14 protein-coding genes and 1 pseudogene are annotated in these 17,647 nt (G+C 41.4%); 2 read left to right on the top strand and 13 right to left on the bottom strand.

From position 1 onward, the window contains the following. The 5 genes from LYZ37_RS08230 to LYZ37_RS08250 form a co-directional block, all read right to left on the bottom strand. Nucleotides 1-2,073: a phospholipase effector Tle1 domain-containing protein gene (locus LYZ37_RS08230; RefSeq protein ID WP_272785128.1), complete on the bottom strand. Its 2,073-nt coding sequence runs from the start codon at nucleotides 2,071-2,073 to the stop codon at nucleotides 1-3. Beyond that, complete coding sequence (locus LYZ37_RS08235; RefSeq protein WP_272785129.1) at nucleotides 2,070-2,855, bottom strand: DUF4123 domain-containing protein; 786 nt, start codon at nucleotides 2,853-2,855, stop codon at nucleotides 2,070-2,072. Before LYZ37_RS08235 ends, LYZ37_RS08230 begins: the two co-directional genes overlap by 4 nt. Beyond that, entirely contained in the window at nucleotides 2,855-4,900 is a 2,046-nt protein-coding gene (tssI, locus tag LYZ37_RS08240; protein ID WP_272785130.1) for a type VI secretion system tip protein TssI/VgrG, read from the bottom strand. The genes LYZ37_RS08235 and tssI overlap by 1 nt, the downstream gene beginning before the upstream one ends. 175 nt (nucleotides 4,901-5,075) lie before the next feature. Beyond that, nucleotides 5,076-6,368 (bottom strand): LssY C-terminal domain-containing protein, encoded by a 1,293-nt coding sequence (locus LYZ37_RS08245; RefSeq protein WP_272785131.1) that lies wholly within the window; start codon nucleotides 6,366-6,368, stop codon nucleotides 5,076-5,078. Between the two features lie 14 nt (nucleotides 6,369-6,382). Next, nucleotides 6,383-7,114, bottom strand: coding sequence for a glycosyltransferase family 2 protein (locus LYZ37_RS08250; protein ID WP_272785132.1), 732 nt, complete (start codon nucleotides 7,112-7,114; stop codon nucleotides 6,383-6,385). A 345-nt stretch (nucleotides 7,115-7,459) separates the two neighbouring features. Here LYZ37_RS08250 and rplY point away from each other — a divergent pair, with 345 nt between their 5' ends. Next, entirely contained in the window at nucleotides 7,460-7,738 is a 279-nt protein-coding gene (gene rplY / locus LYZ37_RS08255) for a 50S ribosomal protein L25 (protein WP_004746191.1), read from the top strand. A gap of 727 nt (nucleotides 7,739-8,465) precedes the next feature. Here rplY and LYZ37_RS08260 read toward each other — a convergent pair. From LYZ37_RS08260 to LYZ37_RS08275, 4 genes and pseudogenes are all read right to left on the bottom strand, one after another. Beyond that, nucleotides 8,466-10,085 (bottom strand): DUF262 domain-containing protein, encoded by a 1,620-nt coding sequence (locus LYZ37_RS08260; protein ID WP_272785133.1) that lies wholly within the window; start codon nucleotides 10,083-10,085, stop codon nucleotides 8,466-8,468. Further along, nucleotides 10,082-11,068: a hypothetical protein gene (locus LYZ37_RS08265; protein ID WP_272785134.1), complete on the bottom strand. Its 987-nt coding sequence runs from the start codon at nucleotides 11,066-11,068 to the stop codon at nucleotides 10,082-10,084. The genes LYZ37_RS08260 and LYZ37_RS08265 overlap by 4 nt, the downstream gene beginning before the upstream one ends. 1 nt (nucleotide 11,069) lies before the next feature. Next, nucleotides 11,070-12,347 (bottom strand): AAA family ATPase, encoded by a 1,278-nt coding sequence (locus tag LYZ37_RS08270; protein ID WP_272785135.1) that lies wholly within the window; start codon nucleotides 12,345-12,347, stop codon nucleotides 11,070-11,072. 641 nt (nucleotides 12,348-12,988) lie between these two features. Further along, nucleotides 12,989-13,135 (bottom strand): annotated as a pseudogene (locus LYZ37_RS08275) (integrase); the annotation flags it as partial. A 151-nt stretch (nucleotides 13,136-13,286) separates the two neighbouring features. Here LYZ37_RS08275 and LYZ37_RS08280 point away from each other — a divergent pair. Next, a complete protein-coding gene (locus LYZ37_RS08280) occupies nucleotides 13,287-14,477 on the top strand; it encodes a hypothetical protein (RefSeq protein ID WP_272785137.1) in 1,191 nt (396 codons plus the stop codon). A gap of 104 nt (nucleotides 14,478-14,581) precedes the next feature. Here LYZ37_RS08280 and LYZ37_RS08285 read toward each other — a convergent pair whose 3' ends face one another. From LYZ37_RS08285 to LYZ37_RS08300, 4 genes are all read right to left on the bottom strand, one after another. Next, nucleotides 14,582-14,722 carry a hypothetical protein gene (locus tag LYZ37_RS08285; protein ID WP_272785138.1) on the bottom strand — a complete coding sequence of 47 codons (141 nt, stop codon included), beginning with the start codon at nucleotides 14,720-14,722 and terminating at the stop codon, nucleotides 14,582-14,584. A gap of 395 nt (nucleotides 14,723-15,117) precedes the next feature. Next, the gene (locus LYZ37_RS08290) at nucleotides 15,118-15,981 is read right to left on the bottom strand and encodes a phage integrase N-terminal domain-containing protein (RefSeq protein WP_272785139.1); all 864 of its coding nucleotides are present in this window, start codon (nucleotides 15,979-15,981) and stop codon (nucleotides 15,118-15,120) included. Nucleotides 15,982-16,281: 300 nt separating this feature from the next. Continuing rightward, a complete protein-coding gene (locus LYZ37_RS08295; RefSeq protein ID WP_272785140.1) occupies nucleotides 16,282-16,410 on the bottom strand; it encodes a hypothetical protein in 129 nt (42 codons plus the stop codon). Nucleotides 16,411-16,755: 345 nt separating this feature from the next. Next, on the bottom strand, nucleotides 16,756-17,634 hold the full coding sequence (locus LYZ37_RS08300) for an alpha/beta hydrolase (protein WP_272785141.1): 879 nt from the start codon (nucleotides 17,632-17,634) through the stop codon (nucleotides 16,756-16,758). Nucleotides 17,635-17,647: the final 13 nt, after the last annotated feature.

The following is a 17,647-nucleotide window of genomic DNA, read 5'->3' on the forward strand; positions in this document are numbered from 1 at the left end:
TTAGCTTTCCTTTTTGCATTCAAATATTTCTCGCACAAACGTATCACCATGCTCGTGTGGTTTGTTCGCGATAGAACAATCTGAAGAATGGTGAATTAAGTTCGCTTTCATAAGGCTAACCATGATAGAGCTATCTTTCACATCTTCAATATTACTAACATCAAGCTCGCTTAAAAGCTCTCCACTTTTGGCTGCAGATAACGCTTTTTTGCAAAACTTTCCAAAGTCATAATTACCAACGGTTTGCGGTACTGAGTAATAGCTATCCCCTTCTTCATTCCAAACCCCGCCTTGTTTATCATCTAGGGGGACTTTCGCATGTTCAGCAAACCCAAACATAACGCGAAGATACAATCGTGATAAGTCCCCTTCTACCACGCGTTTTTTCTGCAGAGTACCTTCCAAATAGGTTTGATCATTACGTCCTTGATTAACCGTTCTATAGCCGACAATATAATCATCTTTATTCCAACCTAAAGACACTTCGTGGTCGATGACTTCTTTGAATTTTTCATCTAGCGACGCCTTCACCTTATCGTAGTTCCAACGTCCAACATCTCGCCTTAATCTTTTAACTGGTTTTACTTCTAGGAGCGGTAACAAATATCTATCCTGTGTCTGACCACCGACAGTGTCATAAGCTATCGTAGACTGGTAGCCACCTCCAAGATCAGAGTGCGCTCCGGGGACGACATATTCTTTGAACTTACAGCTTGTATTTACCTTGTTTAGGCAAAAGTTATATCTATATTCGGTCTTCTTATGCGCTGTAAGATGGACGACGTTTTCAATGCGACTCGGCTCTAACCAAAGCCTTACGTCACCGTTATCATCGTTATGAGGAGTAAAATCGCCGCTAAATGGGTCAAAAATAGCAGCAACAGTGTCAAAAACACCAACAAACTTTATACAACACGATTCGTTGCTATCCCAATCATAACCCGATTTCAAAGCAATTGAATTGGACTTACATGCCTCAGTAAACTTAGTTGCGAATAGGCCTTTTTCACCATCTATTATGACATTTGTAAAATGCCTTGCCGCTGCTGCACCTCTACTAAACCCAAAGACATCGAGTTCCAATTTGGATATACCATCAGCCATAGCTTCCACATAAGCACGAGATTGACGAATCTGATTGAGGTTATCGCACAGTGCACTTATTCCAGTCTCAACTTTTGCTACTACACCATAATCACCTGTTCCGAATGCTTGCCCTGGAACTACGGACTCATCTGCTGGCTTAGTATTATCAACGTCATTGCCTGTACCAATACCTGTAACGTATTCGGGATGAACAAATGTTCGGCTTTCTTCCAAGTATTCGTCCCTCAAATACAAATCATGTAGTTTCTGGATGTTCGTCAGCTCGTTGGCAGCACTTCCATCGACTGCAAAATCTTCTTCCCAAAAGAAATGAAACTTCTCATCTTCTGGAAACTTGAACATATCGCTAGGCCACTCGGTCACAGCCTTATGTTTATTAGCCGCATGTTTGTTGCGCCATTTCGTATAATACTTATCTAACTGGCTCTTACCCCATTGAGCGCTGTAAGTATTATTGCCTGTCCCATCAAAAAACATCCCTACGCGTAGAGTAATAAAATTGAAGCCTTTTACTTTAAGTACATAACTCTTATCTGCGACGAGTTTAAATGTATCGGCTTTTCCTTGTTGGTGGCGTGTAGGTAATGCTTGATCTTCGGTTAGTTCAGTTAGATCCCCTGCTGTAACCTCAAAGAAAGTGGGTTTGGAATTTTTATGTCCTTGATATTCATTGGCAAAGTCTTTAGTAGGATTACCTTCAGAGTTTGGCTTGCGCTCGTTCCCTTGAGATTCGATTAACCAAGACTTACTGTCTAGCTTCAGCGTGACTTCACCTGGACAGATATCTTCTACAAGGATTGGGGAATCACCCAAAGTAATGGGGTACTCATTGCAAGCTCCATCAATGAGAACACCACTAACGCCTTGGAACGGTTTATTAAATTCATCCCTTACTTGTACTTCAATCCAGTGTGTTTTCTTCTCACATGGAGTGCAATAAGGGCTAGCTCCGGTGGCGCTGCTCATACCCAACTCTCCTTAATGGCTTCTAGCTCTTTTAGTTCTTCAAATGTTAAGTGGAAAGGAATAGAAAACTCTGAAATGTGAGTACCTGTAATTTTGGCCAGTTCAACCATTGCACCGTACTCTAACTTTTCAATTTTAAAGCCAACATCTATCCCTTTTTGTAGTGCTCCGACTAGGACGACTGATGGCGTATCTAGCTTTTCCATTAGTTGTGGAAACAGCTCCCACCATCTTCTTTCTATCGCATGGGCATGAGCTTTAATGTTGTATAGCTCAGCTAGATGATGAGGCTGTATTTTCCACCAAGCTTCGCTTTGTGGCTTAAAGTCTGGTTTAGGTGTATTTGAAAACACTCTAATTTCATCGTCAAAAAAGGCAATTTCACTGATATTTCCCATAAAACTTGCCAACTCTCCCTCGTCCATAGCTTTAAGCATTGGTAGGACAATTTTTGAGTCGTAAAAACGAAATAGAACTTCTTCACCTTCGAGAGATGCCGTGAGCAAACTTTGTAGATGTTCTACAACTTCCTCGAATTCATGTTCACTTCGAATGCCGATACCTCTATTAAGTGTTTCGTCTTGTAGTAACAATACTTCTTCTGTCACAGGGATAAGCCAAGGTGATAAATCTTTAACAGAACTAAACATCTCGCCTTCAAAAAGAGGCCTCGAATCTTCAAAACCAAACCCGAACTCTTTTACGGCTTCTGTGTGGGTTTTACTATCAGCTAACCAGAACGCCGCCCCTTTACCTTGAGTAATAAACCATTCCTTCAACATCAGGCATCTCCTGCCAAGGGACAAGGTTTGACTGCAGGGACATTGGCTTCTTCTGCTTTCAGTAGCGCTTGGTAACTAACAGCTTTTGATACCTCAGGTGCTTGAGGAGACTCTACATCTTTTGGTAATTCAGCAAGCTGCCCTGCGTAGTCGCTGCCCCTGCCCGCACTACCGCCGCCATTTAGATTTATGGCAGGGCCAACGAGGTGAACACCACCTCCATCAACTTTGACGAAACTTCCGCCAGCTTTTAGGGTGATTTCAGCTCCTGCTTCGACCACTATTTTCGCGCCACTTTTCAAGGTAATTTCGCGCCCTGCATCTGCACTGAAAAGTGTACCGATTTGTTGCTGTGAACTACTTTCAACAACTTCGCTCGTCGTACCCTTTATCTGGGTTCGACTTTCTCCTTCGATCGTAGAATGGGCACTACCTAAAACCTGTTTGAATCGATTATTTTCAACTATCGAGTGCTGGTCATGGCGGATATGAGTCGTAGAATCATTTTTTACTTCAGCATTGAAATCTTTTTGTGCGTGCAAATAGATCTGTTCTTTATCTACTTGATCTTCAAAACTCAACTCGTTGAAACCTGAGCCCTGATAGGATTCGCTGCGTATTACTGTTTTGGTTTTGTTTTCAGGAAGCGAGTACGGCAGTGTATTATTCGCATTGTAGGAACGACCAGTCACAATTGGTTGGTCTGGATCACCGTTTAGGAAAGAGACAATCACTTCTTGCCCTACTCTCGGTAGCGCCATCATTCCGTACTGCGAACCCGCCCACCCTTGAGAAACCCTTACCCAACAAGAGCTGTGCTCGTCTCCGCTAGAATACCGATCCCATGGAAAATGTAGCTTAACCCTACCATGTTCATCACAGTAGATTTCTTCGCCTTTAGGTCCTACTACGGTTGCAATTGAAGAACCGTCGACAGTTGGTTTGTTTTGAGGTTTTGATTGCCAAGTGCATTTAGCGGGAACGAGGACAAGTTCATTGTGATAGGTAGTCGCACCATTGCCTCCCTCTTCTTCTAAAGCTTGAGGCTGGGTACCACGTATTTTGATGGAAATGACCTGCCAGTCCTTTGTTATTTCATCATCAATGTGCTCTTCTATCGAGAAACACAATCCGGCTTGTAGAGCTATTGCATTGGATTTCGCGGTTGCGAAATGCGCATTTCGGCGCAAATAATCCATCCTTGTCTGACTAATCAGTTCACCCACTACATCTTCTTTGTAGCGCCCAGGAGAATCAAAATACTCATAGTGTTCAGTGTTTTGGTACTCTTGTTCTACCCCTAACTTCTTTTGCACCAATCGATATGAAGGTTTTTTAAAGCTGTAATCGCTAAGCTCAACTCGACTCACTTCTACGCGTTTAGTTTCTAGCAAGCTTGATATACACGGCTCATCATTCGCTCCACCTGCTAAAGCGTTGTAAGGCAATGCAGTTTCCAGTTTTAGTAGAGATTCATTCGTATCTGAGAAAACTACTGTGTGCTTACCTTGCTCATGGTAGAAGCTATAAATAATCCCTTCTTCTGCTAGTAATCGATTGATAAACGCAAGGTCTGTTTCACGATATTGCACGCAAAACTCACGTTGCTGATACTGATTCTTTAGCGAAAATGAGTAGTCATTGATACCCATTTCCTGAAGAAGGATAGAGACGATCTCAGGGCAAGTTTGATGTTGGAAAATTCGGCTGTTGTGCCTTAGCGATAGGCGTTCTAATGATGGGACAAGAGTTAAAGAGTAGAACGTATGGTGATGACCTGTATCTCCTGCCGTAAACTCTCTTACCACACCATGTAAAATTCGCTCCAACACACCATTACGAAAGAACTTTAACTGCACATTTTTGTCGACGATGTCATCTTCACTAAGATCATGACGACGACTAGCAAGATTAATCTCATAACGGTAGCCGATACACAACTCTTGGTCATCAGATGAAAGCGATTCGCAACCGTTAAATTCGTGGACGACTAGAGACTCATCTTCAAGCCCGTCAATCTCAATTAGGTAGTTCAGTGTTGGCATTTCGCTTCCTTTGCTTAACTCGCAGACTCTTGAGTTTATTTCGTGAATCTACGCGTTATCGCAAAGTTAATGCCAAGACTTTTCTACCTATAACCCCTATGTTTATTGAATCGAGCTAACACCACCAAGCAAACTTTTGCTCATAATTAGGCAGCATTTTACTTGTAGGCAATAATTATATTTCTGACCGAGAAGCTAACTCACTCTTAATAACCAGTACTCGACCATCGGTGTAATAATCATGCTCGCCATCTAAAATGGTCGGTGGGTGATAGGCGGCCATATCTATAGATACATTAGCTGTCGCACTTATGACTTGTTCAGCAAACTTGTCTCGCTCAAGGTCAACATTAGGGTCGATGCTATGCAGAATCGTCACAATACCTGAATATGGTGTTATCTGAAGACCATCATCGTAGCTTAGCGCCCCTACCCATAGGTTTTGGTTTGTGTTTGAATCCACACCAGCTTGCCACCAACGGATATGACTGCGTTTTAATAAATTGCCCGGTAGCTGAAATGCTAACTCTTGCGGCACACCATTCCAGAACAGATCTGAAACTGGTGGAGTATTCAGCTTAAGCAGTTCAACGTAGTCACTTATCTCTAGATCATTTCTAGAGAAAGTTTTGTTCTCAATCCAACCTAACTCCGCCATTAAGGTCCGCGGGTCTTCACCAACATACGCAACGTTGATAACCTGAGCATCAAATACGGCTGATTTCCCCGGATACGCCTTGAGAGGCAGCTCGCTTATTGTTACCAACTCATTCCCCGCTTTCTGTTCAGACACACCCTCTTTAGTCGTAAAGTCATCAGAATAGAAAAAGAAGTGGGCATAGTTAGCGTACAATACCGATGCCAACAAGAGCGCAGTGAACTTGGTAAACATTAAACGCCAACGCAGTTTTCTACCGATAAGATAGAAGCCGACACTCGAACCAACAGCGATTAAGATAGCCTTGTGTTCAACTAAAAAAACTTTAGCTTCGTTGAGTATTGGGAAGTTATCTATTCCATAACCAAGTAAATAGCCCCAAGCAACAAACTGACCAACGCCAAGAAACAAACCAATGGTAGAATACAGGCTAAATCGTGCCCAACTGATTTTTTGCGAGCCTGCAATAAACGGCACAACCCAAGCGATGGGCCCAAGCAGACGCGCAAACGCCAGCACATAGTTACCTTTTTTGGCCATCAAGTGTCGACACCTTGCAATTGGACGACGTGTTTTAGATTGACAGCGAATCAGTTTTCTCTGGGCGGGATTACCTAGCCTTCGCCCGATAAAGTAGCTCACTTGATCGCCGATAAAACCACCGAGTAAAACCGCTATCACTCCGGTAATGATGCCTTGCTGGAGTTGATAGCCCGCAGCGAACAAGAACGGCTCGCCCGGTACAAACAAGTTGGGGCCAATCAACGCATCTAGCAAGGCCCCGACAAATAAGCTGAATCCTTCAAACATATTGGGTTACTCGGTTATTGCTGCTCTTTGTAGTGACCGAACTTGTATTCCATTTCGTTGTTACGCATTTCGCCAAAGAAGAAACGTCGCACGTTTGCTTTAAGATAGGTTGCCCCCATTTTGAAAGCACCGTCTTCATCTAAGCGTCTTGGGTCAAAGCCAAAAGTCAGCGGCAAGAAGCGGAATCGCCATGTTTTGCTCGCTCGTTTCACATAGTCGCAATCTTCACAAAGGACGATTTGTTCATCGAAACCGTTCAGTTGCTGATGTACGCGCTTGGTCGAGAAAATGCACGCACCTACCGCGGTAGGAAAAACAAACTGAGTGACGAATAAACCCAAGTTGAACATGCCGTAGCCAAGCTTATGTACTAGTGCGAGATCTTTTGCACCCATATATACGCCCGCCACTTCAAGTTGTTTTTCTTCTAACTGGCTTAATGCGTTAGCAAGAAAGTTTGGTGATAATTGAACATCGGCATCAAGGAATAATAGACGCTCGTGCTTCGCAAGGTTTGCTCCGGTATTGCGGCCTAAGCTGACACCTCTTGTTTCCATTTTATGGATAGTAAGGGCTGGCAGTGATGCCTCATACGCGGCGGCAACATCGCGCGTTGCATCATCACTGTTTGAATCGACAAGGATCACTTCAAACTCTTTGTGAGTCTGCTTACTAAGATCTTCCATTAATCGACCGATACGCTTCTCTTCGTTTAGCGTAATAACTACAATGCTTACTGGTCCCATAGTGTGTTCCTCTCTCAATGAATAACGTTGTTTTGTTAACTTGAGATACAGAATAAGGTCGCAAGGCTTAACCAATAGTGAGGTTTCTATTCAGATTCGGTTCATACGATTTGAGCGCAATTTGAACCTTGATTTTGACTTGGTTGAATCAATCTTAACCGATTGATTATAATTGCCCTTAAAATCGCCGATTTAGATGATTTTGAGTTGCTAGAAAAACGATTGAGTGATAGTATCCGCGCTCGCTTGAAGAGTTACTACCAATTTCTTTTCAGCGTTTAGCACACTTAACAAGGTCGCATTGTTAGTGTGAACATGAATATCTTAATTTTTGAGAGTAATACTATGAAATTTGAAGCAGTAGTACGTACTGAACTAGGTAAAGGTGCGAGCCGCCGCCTACGTCACGCTGGTAAATTCCCTGCAGTTGTATACGGCGGTGAAGAAGCAGCAGTATCTATCGTTCTTAACCACGATGACGTTGTTAACCAAATGGACAAGCCTGAGTTCTACGAAGGTATCGTTCTAGTGATCGACGGCGCTGAAGTTAAAGTTAAGCCACAAGACGTTCAACGTCACGCTTACAAGCCAAAAGTTGAGCACATGGACTTCATCCGCATCTAATTCCCTACCAAGGAATTAATTCGGATTAAATCCAACCTTTTGCATAAAGATTATCGGCCTTACCATCCGAGACATCTAAAAATTCGAAACCCCGATGCTACCAACATCGGGGTTTCACCGTTTTTGATAGCTCAAAAACGCTCTCAATTCTCTTCAACTTACTGAAACTTAGTCACTTTACATGAACCCACAGTAACCACATCATTTTTGGGTGGATTAAGTGTGGACGAATAGTGGACTTATACAGTAGTTTCTCTCTCAACTATCTTAGACCCATTTTCACCACGACTCAAATCACTGCCCTACTTCCCCTACTTTATTCTTTACTCTAGAACATGTCTGAAAATGCCTCAAAGAGCCTCTAAACGGTTTCCGAGTAAATCCTACATCAGTGTTATACTTTCGATTAAATCGGTTACTGGTGAGGCTACAGAAATGGATAAGAAGACTTTTACCGAGCAAAAGGCACTTAAGGAGAAGCCCAACTTTGTATTTGATGATTGAATTGCTAGCATGAAGTTTGAGAGTTACCTCTTATTATCTTTGATTTCGGATTCAGTACCTTTAATCAAAGTGGGCAGCTCTCTTCTTTTCAAATTGAAGCGTCAGATCTATTCGGAACTAATACACTCTATCAGACCAGAGATAAAGCCCAGCTTGCAACGTTTATATTACGGTGCAAACTGAGTTATCAAATAGAACAAGCTCACTTAAGGTGATTAATGTTTCAACTAACTTTTTCGTACTTCACATCATCAAACTTCAATATTCTGGCTGATGGTTTTACTATATTTTCCACTTCCCATTTATAGATAAGTAACTCTCGCTTGGACGCAAAGCCCTCGAAATCACGAGCATTCCATAGCTCAATCAACTCATCATTTAAGAAATGTTGCTCCTTATCTCTCTTATCAAATAAGTGTAATTGGGGGATATCAGGTGCTAAAGACTCCGATATGAAATAGAATCCAGCTCTAGCTTTAAGAGATTTTTCAAGACCTTGATAATGGAAATCATCCGGTTGTTTCAATAAACTTTTCTTGTTTGACATCAAATCCTTTAGTACTTTTTCACGTACGCTAACATTCTCTTCATATCGTTTCTGACATAAAGCTGATGCCCAAACTTTTACTCGAGCAGTTTTAAACTGAGTGTTCTTAGACCATATAGATACTGCTGGTTTTATATTCAGCGACCAATTATAGGAGCCAGTATCTAAGAAGTTAGCAAGATCTTTTATTGTATTACTAACATTTTGAGCAGTGTTACCGAAAGCACCAGTGTAGCTAGTTAGATAGTACCATGCTTGTAGCTCATCAAAAGGTATAGAGGTATCTCGTGAGAAAGCAAATGCTAACCCAACAGTCTGTGCTTTATAAGGAAATTGACCTGGAGATGTAATACCTAACTGTTTTTCTGAAAATTCAGCCAACTTCAATATACCAATATATGCCCGTTCAATCACTTCTTGATTTAGAAGGCTAGCTAGCTTATCTGTATTTTTAAAAAACAAATCTAAACCTAAATTCAGTTTAATCACAGATAAAAGAATACTATTATCGATATTTTTCCAACCTGGCATGCGAGATAGGTAACGCTCCGTATACTCTTCAGTAAGTGCTATTAAGTCGAAGTCAGATTTGTAACTCAAAGCATTAAGCATATGAATTTCAGACATAGGAGTACCACGAGAATTGATCCTCTCGAAACTCTTAGTTACAACAGCTTGATCATCCGCCTCCAATGGGACAATTGGAATCTTATAATTTTTGAATGCAGATGCTATGGTATCTGATCTGTCAATCCACTCTTCATTTTCAAATGGTATCGACCGTTGGAACTTCAGTAAACTTCGTGTTGACTCCAATATGCATGATAAAGGCATATATTGTCCCGAATTTAAATTAGCTCCAATCTTAACGAGATCACGATAAAGAATAAAAACACTATCATTATCTCGAGCGTTTAGATCACAGTACACGTTAAACTCTTCAAGCTCTTCGTTAGTTGCGATATCGTCTGACTTGTATAGCAAAGTACCAAAAAGCGTACTTAAACGCTGAAGTCCATCCATCAAATATGAGTTATATACTGAGTTCCCTTGATTATTAATCGAAAAAGGGCCTATTTTATCATGTGATTTAATGTCTGATTGTCTAGTTTGCCAAACTAGCATAGCGCCGATCGGTAAACCTTCCAAAACACTACAAAGTAAGTCATGCTTTTGAGACCAAGTCCAAACAAGTTCCCTTTGGAACCTAGGAATTCTTAGGACGCCATCTTGCAATTCTTTTAGAGCTTGAGTAAGAAAAACTACTTTTGGCTCTGCGTTGTAGCTAAAACTCATACTGGTAACCTTATATGTTCAAGTAGTTTAGATTCAAAATCACTTAGCTCTCGGGAGCTATCCTGTTCACGCATGATCTTTCTGATTTCCCCCCATTCATTTTCATTTTGTAAAAACTTATCAGCATACTTGCTTGAAAAACCTTCCCACAAGTCGCCTTCGCAAAGAATGGTATCCATTACACTGTCATACAAACCTGATTTAGATAATGGAGAGTCCATAACTCCAACTTTCATATGATAATGATGCTGTTGTTCTACTGTAAGTTTTTTAAATGCATTGTATTTCTTAAAATCAGAGCTCCTGGCTCGTACATTAGGGTGTATTTTTGATATCAAGTAGTCTACGGGCAAATAATTTTCTATTGAACGTCTTTCTAAACAATGATGAGGAATGCCGTTCGCTAAACAAGTATCAACAATCTTTCGTGCTTCTGGTTGTAGGGAGCCTTTTCTAGGAGCGTCACTGTCGCAAAACACAAACCGTTTGTTCCGGTAGCCAAGAGATGTAGTTTTTTTGTTAAGGTTCTTCTTCATCTCACTAATGCCACCCAAAGTTTTTGGCTCAACCCGTTGCTCATCTTCTAGCTTCTTTAACAAAAGAGAGTTCGATTTCGAAAGAACCAACCTTAGGAATAGCCCATCATTGATACCATTTTCTAGCCAAATCTGGAAAGGCATAGCTATTAACTTCTTTGCATCATCTAATGTTATCTCGGGTACTTTGAGCACCCAGTTACTTGTTGTAATCTTAGAGGTAACTTTGACTTCATTGACCAATTTATAGGTAGCGCAATCACATATATAGTTTGAATGCGCTATCTGCCAATCATCTGAGTTATTAGCTGCTATCCAAGAGCTGATACGTTTAGAATCCAAATCGAACTTTAGATATGCCGCATTATCAATGGCAGAATACAGCAGCAACATCAGCCCCGCGTGGTTTCTGTCAACAAAAATACTCTCATCTAAATCAAAAACCACCTTATTCCCCTCGCTTTGATGACGAATCTAGGCTCTGCTTAGCTTTTTCTTGTCTCAACCTAACCAGCCTTTTAGCTTGGTTTAGACTTTCTCTAAACACCTCTTGGGGCCACGCACTAGATAGATATGCTTCACTATCAAAAGAAATTGACTCTAATAGTGAGCCCTGTTCAGTTCTGGAAGTCCAATAACATGAAAAGTTCTCTGTACTTAGTTCAGTATCCAAGATAGCAATTTGTAAAGCTCGGAGGAAACTTTCTGAGTGTGTTTCAAGGATAAACCTAATACTCGAATTCTTTTGAATGCACTTAATTATAAAGTTTGCAAGCTCTACGCTCGCAAGAGGATGAAGATGTAACTCTGGCTGTTCTACAACAATAATAGGACTTTCTCCCAACTCACCATTGGCAGCCATCGCAGCCAACACCACTACAGGTAATGCTTGAGCGATCCCTTCACCAGAATCCAAAATTGGAACCCTGTGAGTACCTCCAGAGTCTTCTAAAATCGAAACCGTATCCAAACCAACTCTCATTCGACCACTAGTGGCTGATGAAGATAAAGAGCCAAAAAAGATTTCTCTTTGGCATGTCGTTCTTAGCCAGCCATTTATATCTTCTATAGAATTAGAGTTATTTTCATTAAGGTGCCAAATTACTGGCCCGACCCCAGAACCGTTTGGCATTATCTTTAGGGGTACACCCACCCCCACTTCAAAAAAGCGCTGAGGTGGTATGCGAGTTGATGATACCCAATGAACAGAGTTAGAAAAATGGCTGATTAACTCGTTAAAGGTCAACTCTTCAGTCAATCTAAAACCATGAAAGTTAATGACATCAGAGCTATCATTAACATTTTCTAGCATTCCCTCTGAGTCAACTGATGGAATGTAAGATAGCTGTCGATTATCTGTCGAGATCGATAAAGACGTCATCATTTCAGCTTCTGATCCAAGTTTTTGTAGTTCAAACTCCAAATAATCGCCGTTATGCCATTCTAGCCCAAAACCTAACCGGCTCTCGCCACTAGTTACAACGTTATCAAACACCCCCCCACGTAAACTTTCACTAGAATAATCCAAAAAACTAACAGTGAAATAGTTTGGTTTGTTACCTTTCATACTATCACTTAGTAGAGGAAAAGATCTGACCAAAGCACTTTTACCCGTATTGTTATAACCAAAAAGGAGAGTTAAGTTTTTTAGGTCAATCGTATGTTGCCCTTTAAATGCTTTATAGTTTTTGTATTTTATAGATTTGAGAATTTTAGACGTTGGCATAATTATTTAGTTATCTTTATGGAATATTGGCTTTCTGATAGCTTTCATTGCTGAAATTTTCGTTACTTTATCTATTGATAATGTGCTCAGATTTCTTGTTTGGAAAGCATGAAACTATCGTTATATTATTCTATTCCCCTCAATAATATCACTATGTTTTCATATCTCGTAGCTCTAAATATACCTTTATGATCAATAACTCATATTTATCCCTATCGAGCGTAACCCTTCTGCTATCCAAGCTTCTTATTCCAAAGGAAACGGCTCAGTAAAACTGCCTATTCCCCGGCATATCATCAACGCCATTTCTGACCTCAGATCATACTGTTTGTCTACACTTGCTTACTTCTTAAGTTCATAAAGATACCGTAAGCTACGTGCAGTTCTAAGAACATCTTAATCCGAAATGTTTCGTATCTTTTCACCTTTACCCTACAGTTTTAATACTAAAGAGAAGCTGAAGTTAGAGGACTCTTATTCCTATCAACGCTGGTACACTTTAGGAAGAGAACAAGTTTGCAAAACTCGGATAAGCAGCTAAAAATGTTCTGACTTTGAACATTTTGCTCCTCCGAAAAATGGCAAAAAGTGTTCTAACCTAGAACACTTTTAAGATCGGTTATTAGGATCTAACAGCTAATTCAACGCCCTAGATAAACCGCAGTCACTTCCTCTCGACTATACCCTAACTCTTCGCTGATGATCATTCTGGCTTCATAGTCTCGCTGCTTGTCTGCACCACTCAAGCCATGTGCACGATCTAACCCCATCTTGATACATGCTCGTTCTTATTTACCTAGGTGTGTTTTATACATATCCTATTTCGGTATAGCATTCATCATACCTGTGCTCGTTATTTCTATTGTTTGCTATTGTTCCTGTTTACTATTTCCCCAGCAGCAGCTAACTTGATACTTAGTTGATAGTAAAGAGTTGGCCATGAAAAAAATAAGCCTAAAGCCTTTAAGATCCTATAATCCTTTTTTTCCAAGTCCCGATGAATTTGCGGAGTTTATGGGAGCGAATGTTTCAGTAAGGAACAAAGTAAAGACGTTCGCGCCGTTGATGGATATAGAAGTTAACATCGCGGATCGAAGTTTAGACAACCTTGGTAACACGGGCGTTTCCCTAAAGACCGCCTCAACATTGGCTGAAAACGTACTTACTTATCTTAGGAGGGTAAACCTAAGGTTCCCTAACCTTTTTAAATTAAGGAGGCTGATGGCAGCTGACGTGGGAATATATTGGGAACAAGCTATAGAAGGATATCGATGCTCTCAGGATCCCACAGGCAATGAGTTAGAATTGAATTTGGCTTACATTGAGAACTTTATTAAAACTCGCCAAAGGGACATTCAGCCGCAGCTAGATATCTTAAGAAAACACAGAGGTAAAAAATCCACGCCAGATTTTGAGCTCATAGCCGAGCTCTACTCGCTAGTGTTACCTAAAACACGTCTCATCACTCTAGAACAAGAAACAGTTTTTAACATATTTAAGGAGGGTCTTCACCACGGGAAACTTGTTCCTGAAGATGAGGCTGCTCTACTCCTCTTCATCAACGATTTTAACTTATCGCTTCTAGCTACTGTGGATCATACTCTTATTGATTATTACGAACGTTATCTTCGAGAGCAGCGGATATGTGTTAGTTCTGCCTCTAAATGGCCTTCGTCAGGTATTATCTATGACGTTTTCACCCAAGACGGGACAACTTACTTTGATAGGTTTATTTCATACTTAAAATGGTTCAGCGGCAAAAGCTACACTGAATTGGCCGAAGCGGTACCCGTGACTAGAAGTGGAAAAGAAAAAGGCGAAGAGGATCTTGAGGCAAATGATAGTGGTCGCCTACTTATAGATATTCAGAAAGAAACCCTAAAAGACTGGCGTAAAGGTAAAACTAGGCCGTCCATTGAAAAACTCAATGGTTTCTTTAGTGAACTTAAATTACTTAATACGCTCGACTTATCTTTGTACGGTGTAATTTTTCTGGGTATCGATAAATATATAGCGAAAATGGTAAACGCAGATCAATCGAAACCTCAGAAACAAGAACTATTAGAGCAAGTATTTAGCGCAGAACATTACAAACGGCATTATGATAAGTGGAAAAAGCTGCCTGACTAGGCAGCTTTGGACTAATGCAGGTTATTTTCTCGGAGGATTATTTCCGCGGCCTTTTCCTGACGGGCGACCAGTCTTACTTGGACCATTAGGAGGAGTGTTATTACTCATGATAAATCCTCCCAATCTTCAGGGCGGTCTTCGTAACCTCGAGATTGCCAGTAGGCATCATTTTCTGGGTCAAGCTGACGTGAGTAGTTGTCTAAGTCATCTTGAGTTGGCTCATAACCATCTTTAAATCCTGACATATTGGATTCCTTTCTTATACGTAGCCTCATTGCTACGCGTTCAAGAATGCATGACCCAAGAGCTTTCCAGTAGAGGGGGTAAGAGCGCAAGTTTTCATTTAACGAATGAAAAGTTCGGGGCAGGTCTAGCCTCTTGCTCTAACTATTAGGTTCTCGTAGTTCAAGTCTGAAGTTAGAGAACTCGTATTTCTATCAATGCTGGTACAGTTTAGGAAAAGAACAAGTTAGCAAAACTCGGATAAACAGCTAAGAATGTACTGACTTTGAACATTTTGCTCCTCCTAAAAAAGACAGAAAGTGTTCTAACCTAGAACACTCTACTCCTCCGAAAAACGACAAAAAGTGTTCTAACCTAGAACACTTTTAAGATCAGTTGTTGGGGTCTAACCGCTAATTCAACGCCCAAGATAAACCGCTGTCACTTCCTCTCGACTATGCCCTAACTCTTCGCTAATGATCATTCTGGCTTCATAGTCACGCTGCTTGTCTGCACCACTCAACCCTTTCGTTGACGGGCCTCCCGCAGCAGGAGCGCTATTACCCGTCAACTCAAGGTATCGCTGGTGCGCATACGCATGTCTTAGGCCATGTGCACGCTCTAGCCCCATCTTGATACACGCTCGTTCATATCTACCTAAATGAGTTTTATACGTGTCCGCTTTCGGTATTAATGAATCATCCCCCACCCACTTTTTTATCGAGTCGATGAGTTCACGCTGTGCTTGGGTTCTGATTGGTACGGCTCGGGGTCTAGCGCCCTTTGTTTTAGTCAGGACTAAGTGATCACCTTTATCCGAAAAGCGCAGTATTATCTTCATGCACTCTTCTCGGCGAAGACCAAAGGCGGCCTGTAATCTGAAACTCGCTTCTAAATAGCGGTTATTAAGCCTAGATAACTGCTCATTTGATATGTGGCGGGACCGGTTGATGTTTGTAACGTAGTGGCGCTTTTCAATACCTAGAGATGCATTGTTAGCGGGTATAAGCCCAGGCTTACCAATTTTTTCTGATAGCCATCTTAGGTGAGACATTCGGTTTTTTATTGTACCAGTCGATAAGCCTTGCGATTGCCAATGAGTTAACAACTTTACGGCGTGTCGACGGCCAAAATTCTTTAGCTCTAAGTTTCGTACATTCAGCTCTTTCAGTTGACTGTCCACCAGCTTGAGCACTTTCTTTCTCTCTGCTTGCGTGGCTTTCGAGCCGTCTGGGTTTCGGTGTAGTAAACGGGTAATTTGGAAATAGAAATTAGTAGCCATGCGCTAACCCTCTTCTTGTTCAATGAAAAATAAAGAGCCGTGTGTTGTCGGCTCTTTCTCTTGTCATTCGAAGGTTCTTATTTCACGGGTGCAGTAGTTAGGTATCAATGCGATTTCAGATTAGTGTTGTTACTCCCGTTCATTTCGACAGAACGCCTATCACTTCTATGAAGCAACTAGGTAATGGAGTGAGACTACTGTGCGGTCAGAAATTCCGAACAATTGAATGACTGTAAGCCATGTGCAATTGCTTAATCCCCAGAAGCCCGTTGGGCTAGTGAGATAAGAATGCGCTGGTAATTAATTGGTTTCTTTTACAAGTAGGCTATGCAGCAATGGCTGCGTATTTAATTCCATTTCATTGTGTGCGATGAGTGCTGAGTATTCAAATTTGGTGACGCTCTCAGCGTCAGCTTTTTTCGGTGTCATTCGCTGGTAATTCTGAGAATCGGCTCGGAAGGTAGTAGTGGCGGGCGCTGTCCGTCCTGTCACTCCATGTTTGGAGTGACAGGACTCGCTCACAATTAACTCAAATACAAAAGGCCGAATAATTCGATAACGCAATCGGTAGACTTCCCGCACTGCATGAGTTGTCTCTGGGGTTAAAGACACAGTGACTTTTAAGGATTCAACCTTTACCTATAGCTAAACGAGACTCGCATCAATTATCGGAATAAGAACTCCAAAAGAAGAATGTGAAAAAGCCAATTGCTGTTGCAATTGGCTTAGTATAAAACCGTCAAAATTTATTAAGCAACTTATCGTTCGAGACTGTTAATTCGGAAAATATTGCTGCAAGAAGTCCAAAACATGCGGGACGTACTTGTCTGTATCAAAGACTGGAGCACTATGCCCTACACCTTCCTCAATGAACAATTGATTAGGTACTCTGTATTCATCCAACTTAGCTTTTAATATCTCACTTTGAGCTAACGGCACTCGCTTATCCAAAGTGCCGTGCAGTTGGATATATGGGGGCGTGTTTTCGTTAACATAGGTCGTCGTTGATGCTTGCTTGGCAATCTCTGGAATGTTGCTAGGGATATCCCCCAAAAAGCGAGACACTGACGACTTTTTGCTGGTTTTCTTCCCCCCCTTGTTGCCTAACTCAAGTAAATCAGTAGGACCGAAAAAACTCACCACTGCAGAAACCTTGTATTTCGGTGGTTCATAGAATTCCACTTGATCGTATGCTGAGTTAGTTGCCCCGATAAAGCCCGCCAAATGGCCACCCGCAGAGCGTCCCATCATCACAAGATTATCCGCTTTGATACCGAGCTTTTCAGCATTATCGTGCAGATAGTTCAGTGCATCATTGATGTCTTGAACAGGCTTAGGAAAGGTCGCCTCCCCACTCAAACGATAATCAACCGACGCTAACGCATAGCCCTCATTCAATACAGATTGGAGTAGTAATGGATTCTTTTCTGGGATTGCATCTTTGCTCCCACGTTTCCATGCACCACCATGCACCCAAACCAACAGCGGGTATTGAGTATTTACTTCAGCCGAGGGGGTATAAAGATCGAGCTTAATCTGTCTTTCACCTGCGGTCTTGAACAAGATATCTTTTTCTATATTGAACTCCCCTGCGATACAGGCAAAAGGCATAAGTAATAGAGAGGCCATTGCAGACTTAATTTTCGTATTCATAGTTTTGTTGTTC

Origin of the sequence: Vibrio tubiashii, assembly GCF_028551255.1 — a bacterium.
Classification (GTDB): domain Bacteria; phylum Pseudomonadota; class Gammaproteobacteria; order Enterobacterales; family Vibrionaceae; genus Vibrio; species Vibrio tubiashii_B.